Here is a 4926-nt window from a genome sequence, read left to right on the forward strand (position 1 = left end):
GCGGGGCGGCGGGGCGGCGGGGCGGCTGACGATGTCCGGCGACTCGTTACGTACGTGACATGCGGACGCCCCCAGCTCGCCCCCGCCGAATAGCTCGCCCCGACGTCCAGGACAGCAGAAGCGCAGTCCGGTAGCCATGACAACCGGGGCGGCAAGCTGGCGGCGACCCGCCACAAGCGGAGACGCCGCAGCCCGAGCGCGACCGGCTGACGCACCCGGCCGAGGCACCCGGCCGATTCCACCGACCTTGCCACTGACCTGGCACTATGGCGTCCCGCCGCGAACAGGCGGATGCTGGGGTCAAGCACGGTCCAGGCGGCTCATCGGCGGCTCATCTGCGTGAAGGAGGCCGGACATGGACGCTGGCCAGGCTCTGCACGGGCCCTCCCGGACGCTGCGCGGCAAGGTGCGGCACACCCGGCTCGACGAACACCTCCCCGTCGATCACCGGCTCAGCCGGGTCTACCGTTTCGGCGCGGGCCTGATGGGGCTGGTACTCGTCGCTTTCGGCATTCTCGGCCTGATCGACAAAATCGGGTTCTTCGACACGGGCGGCGACACCGTCGCCGGGCTGAACACCAACGGCGCGTTGAGCGTGCTGTCGATCATCGTGGGCCTGGTGCTCTTCGGCGGCATGGTGATCGGCGGGAACTTCGCCTCGACACTCAACATCGTGCTCGGCGTCGCCTTCCTGCTCAGCGGCTTCGTCAACCTCGCCATCCTGGAGACCGGCTTCAACTTCCTGGCCTTCCGGATCCAGAACGTACTGTTCAGCTTCGTCGTCGGCCTGATGCTGCTGGTCTTCGGCATGTACGGCCGCGTCTCCGGCGGCCTGCCCCACGACAATCCGTACTGGCGCGCCCGCCACCCGGAGATCGCCAACCGCCCGGCGCGCCCCCTGCCACCCCGGACGGGCGCACACGCAGCCACTCGCCACGAGACTCCGACACACCACGGACACCGCTCCCGCTCGCGCTCCCCGAAACACCGCCGCAAGCACGCCATCTAGTCCCCCACGAACCTCCACGAGCAGCACCACTCCGGACCACCCGCCGCGTCCGCCGTTACGTCAGCTACGTCATCGACACCATCGCGACGCCTCCACCGGTGCCAACAGCGGCTTCACCGCCAGCTCCACCACCGGCCCCAACGCTGGTTCCCACGCTGACCCCAGCACTGTTTCCGACGCTGATCCCATACTGGCCTCAACACCGGCTCCACCACCAACGTAAGTGCCGACCACACTCCGCCCATTGATCCCCCACCCCCCATGCCAGCCTCAACCAACACCAACCCAAACCCACTCACCTCGAAAGGCGACACAGAAGGGGCCACCCCGCGTGAAGATCACCCGCGTCGAAACGTTTCTGGTACCGCCGCGCTGGATGTTCGTCCGGGTGGAAACCGACGCCGGCCTCATCGGCTGGGGCGAGCCGGTGGTCGAGGGACGCGCCGAACCGGTACGTGCCGCCGTGGAGGTCCTGGCCGAATACCTCCTCGGCCGGGACCCGTCCCGTATCGAGGACCACTGGCAGGTCATGACCAAGGGCGGCTTCTACCGCGGCGGCCCGGTGCTCTCCTCCGCCGTCGCCGGGCTGGATCAGGCCCTGTGGGACATCAAGGGCAAGCAGTACGGCGTCCCCGTCCACCAGCTCCTCGGCGGCCCCGTACGGGAACGTGTCCGCGCGTACTCGTGGATCGGCGGCGATGAACCGGCCGAGATCCGGGACGCGCTGGCCGCCCAGATCGAGGCGGGTTTCACCGCCGTCAAGATGAACGGCTGCGGTCCGATGACCCCGGTCGCCACCCGTGCCGAGATACGGGACTGCCTGCGCCGTGCCGAGACCGCGCGCGAGGTGCTGGGCGACGAGCGGGACTTCGGCCTGGACTTCCACGGCCGTGTCTCCCCCGCCAATGCCCGGCGCCTGCTCCCCCTGCTCGCCGAACACGCGCCGATGTTCGTCGAAGAACCGGTCCTCCCCGACTATCCGCACTCCCTTCCCGACTTGGTCAACGCCTCCAGCATCCCCCTCGCGCTCGGCGAACGGCTCTTCACCCGCCAGGAGTTCCTGGCCCCTCTCCAAGCCGGTGTCGCCATCCTCCAGCCGGACATCTCCCACGCGGGCGGCATCTCCGAACTGCGCCGGATCGCCGCTCTCGCGGAGACCTACGGAGCCCAGCTCGCCCCGCACTGCCCACTCGGCCCGATCGCGCTCGCCGCCAGCCTCCAAGTCGCCTTCACCACCCCCAACTTCCTCATCCAGGAACAGTCCATCGGCATTCACTACAACCAGGACGCCGAACTGCTCGACTACGTCACCGACCCGGAACCCTTCCGCTTCCAAGGCGGCTCTCTCGCGCGCACCGACCGCCCTGGGCTGGGCATCACGGTCGACGAACCGGCCGTACGCGCCGCCGACAAGAAGGGCCACGCCTGGCGCAACCCCCTCTGGCGCCACGCGGACGGTTCGTTCGCCGAATGGTGAGCCACACGACTGGGCCGAACGTGCCGGTCAACGCCCCTCGGTCCGGCACCGGATGCACACGGACGACCGGCCCCCGCACCACATTCCACGCCACCGGCCAGACCAACGCCGATGTGCTCACCTTCGGCGAGACCATGATCGCGCTGCGCGGCAGCGGCCCGCTCAAGCTCGGCGGCACGATGGACGTCTCCATCGCGGGCGCCGAAAGCAATGTCGCCATCGGTCTCGTCCGGCTCGGCCACGCCGTCCGCTGGGCGGGCATCGTCGGCGACGACGAAGCCGGCCGGCTCGTGCTCCGTACCCTGCGGGCCGAGGGAGTGGACATCTCCGCGGCCTCGTCCCATCCCAATGCCCCGACGGGGCTGATCCTCTTCGAGCCGCGGCTCCCGGACGTGACCCGCGTGCACTACTACCGCGCGGGCTCGGCCGGCTCGCGCCTGACCCCGGACGTACTCGACCGGGCCTTCGCCGCCACCGCACCCCAGGTACTGCACCTGACCGGCATCACCCCTGCTCTGAGCCCCATCGCCCGCGCCGCTTCCGCACACGCCCTCCACCTGGCCCGGGAACACGGGACGCTGGTCTGCCTCGACGTGAACCACCGCTCCCGGCTGTGGACGGCCGACCAGGCATCGGCGGTCCTGCGGGACTGGATTCCGTACGTGGACGTCCTGATCTCCTCGGCCGACGAGCTCGCGCTGTGCCTGCCACCGGGCTCGCCGCCCGGCATCACCGCGCAGGCCCGACAGTTGCTGGCCGCAGGCGTGACCGAAGTCGTCGTAACACTCGGTCCGGATGGCGCCACCTCCTATACGCGCCCGGAGCCGCGCCCCACTACGCCACCGGAGCCCCGACCCGCCAATCTGCCGACCGGCACGCACCCGACAGCGGACATGCGCGCGGCATCGAAAGCGCAGCCGGCCGAAGGCGCGGGCGGCCCGCGCTACGCCGACGACGGCTCGCTGCACCAGCCCGCCGTACCCGTACGGGCTGTGGACGCGGTGGGTGCCGGTGACGCGTTCGTGGCGGGATACCTCTCCGCTCTCCTCGACGGCGAGGACATCGCCGGGCGCCTCGGACGGGCCGTGACCACCGGTGCCTTCGCAGTCGCCTCCCCCGGCGACTGGGAAGGTGCCCCCACCCGTGCCGAACTGCACCTCCTCGGCGCACCACCCGGCACGGTCGTACGCTGACCCACGCCGTTCTCCCACCACGTTCCACCCCCTTTCTCCCACTCGCGGGCTAATCTGTGGCCATGCCTCGTTACGAATACCGCTGCCGTTCCTGCGGCTCGACCTTCGAGCTGAACCGCCCGATGGCCGAGTCCTCCGCTCCGGCCACCTGCCCGGACGGGCACGAGGACACGGTCAAGCTGCTGTCCACGGTCGCCGTCGGCGGCACCGCCGCTGCCCCTGCCCCCAGCGGTGGCGGCGGAGGCGGCTGCTGTGGAGGCGGCTGCTGCGGCTGACCGTCGGCCGCAGCCGGTCCCACCCCCTTCCGGTTACCGTTACGCCAGCCCTGGGCCCTGCCCGGTTGCGCAACACACCCCGGTGGCCCGGCCCTCAGCTCTCGGCTTCCCGCTTACCGCTCTCGGCTTCCGGCTTCCGGCTTCCGGCTTCCGGCTTCCGGCTTCCGGCTTCCGGCTTCCGGCTTCCGGCTTCCGGCTTCCGGCTCCGCATTGTCACCGCTTGCGTGCCACGGTCAGTCCGTCTGCCACGGTGAGCATCACCGCCTCCACCCGCTCGTCCGCCCTGACGTGATCGTTGAACTCCTTGATCGCCGCGGCCGGCCCTTCCGCGTGCGGGTCGGCCACCTTTCCGCCGAAGAGGACGTTGTCCGCGACGATCAGTCCCCCGGGGCGCAACCGCGGAACCAGTTCCTCCCAGTACGCGATGTAGTTGACCTTGTCCGCGTCGAGGTAGGCGAAGTCGATCCGCGGCTCGGCGGGGATCGACCGCAGTGTGTCGAGCGCGGGTGCGATCCGCAGGTCGATACGGTCCGCGACACCGGCCTTGGCCCACGCCTCGCGGCCGTACGCCGTCCACTCCTCGGACACGTCGCAGGCGATCAGCGTGCCGTCCGGAGGCAGTGCCTGCGCCATCGCCAGAGCCGAGAACCCGGTGAACGTGCCCACCTCCACGACCCGCCGCGCACCGCACAGCCGGATCAGGAATGCCAGCAGCGGGCCCTGCTCCTGCGCCGACTGCAGCCGGGCCGCATCGGGGAAGCGCTCCCGCGTGGTCTGCACAAGCTCCTGCTGCACGCTGTCCAGCGGGGGATTGTGCGCGAGGACGTAGTCGTACAGCGCCTCCGTGATCGTGGTGGTCTTTCTCTTGGTCACCGGTGCTCCGTAAGTTGTTAGGCGGCCCGGGAGGGCCGGATGTGGCTGATCGGTGCTTGCCTTCTGTGGCTCCCAAGGAGTGGCCGTCCGGCTCTCCTG

The 4926-nt window shown here is 70.2% G+C and carries 5 protein-coding genes; 4 read left to right on the forward strand and 1 reads right to left on the reverse strand.

Annotated features, from left to right (window positions below):
* Positions 1 to 355 precede the first annotated feature (355 nt).
* From IH45_RS0142155 to IH45_RS0142170, 4 genes are all read left to right on the forward strand, one after another.
* Entirely contained in the window at positions 356 to 1009 is a 654-nt protein-coding gene (locus IH45_RS0142155; protein WP_030682290.1) for a DUF4383 domain-containing protein, read from the forward strand.
* Positions 1010 to 1340: 331 nt separating this feature from the next.
* Entirely contained in the window at positions 1341 to 2486 is a 1146-nt protein-coding gene (gene dgoD / locus IH45_RS0142160; protein ID WP_030682293.1) for a galactonate dehydratase, read from the forward strand.
* Positions 2480 to 3679, forward strand: a complete 1200-nt coding sequence (locus tag IH45_RS1000000150510; RefSeq protein WP_267885178.1) for a sugar kinase — start codon at positions 2480 to 2482, stop codon at positions 3677 to 3679. The genes dgoD and IH45_RS1000000150510 overlap by 7 nt, the downstream gene beginning before the upstream one ends.
* A 62-nt stretch (positions 3680 to 3741) precedes the next feature.
* Positions 3742 to 3954: an FmdB family zinc ribbon protein gene (locus IH45_RS0142170; RefSeq protein WP_030183475.1), complete on the forward strand. Its 213-nt coding sequence runs from the start codon at positions 3742 to 3744 to the stop codon at positions 3952 to 3954.
* Between the two features lie 213 nt (positions 3955 to 4167).
* Here the strand turns inward: IH45_RS0142170 and IH45_RS0142175 are convergent, their stop codons facing one another.
* A complete protein-coding gene (locus IH45_RS0142175; RefSeq protein ID WP_030682298.1) occupies positions 4168 to 4827 on the reverse strand; it encodes an O-methyltransferase in 660 nt (219 codons plus the stop codon).
* Positions 4828 to 4926: the final 99 nt, after the last annotated feature.

The sequence above is a fragment of the Streptomyces rimosus subsp. rimosus genome (genome assembly GCF_000720725.1).
Classification (GTDB): domain Bacteria; phylum Actinomycetota; class Actinomycetes; order Streptomycetales; family Streptomycetaceae; genus Streptomyces; species Streptomyces rimosus_A.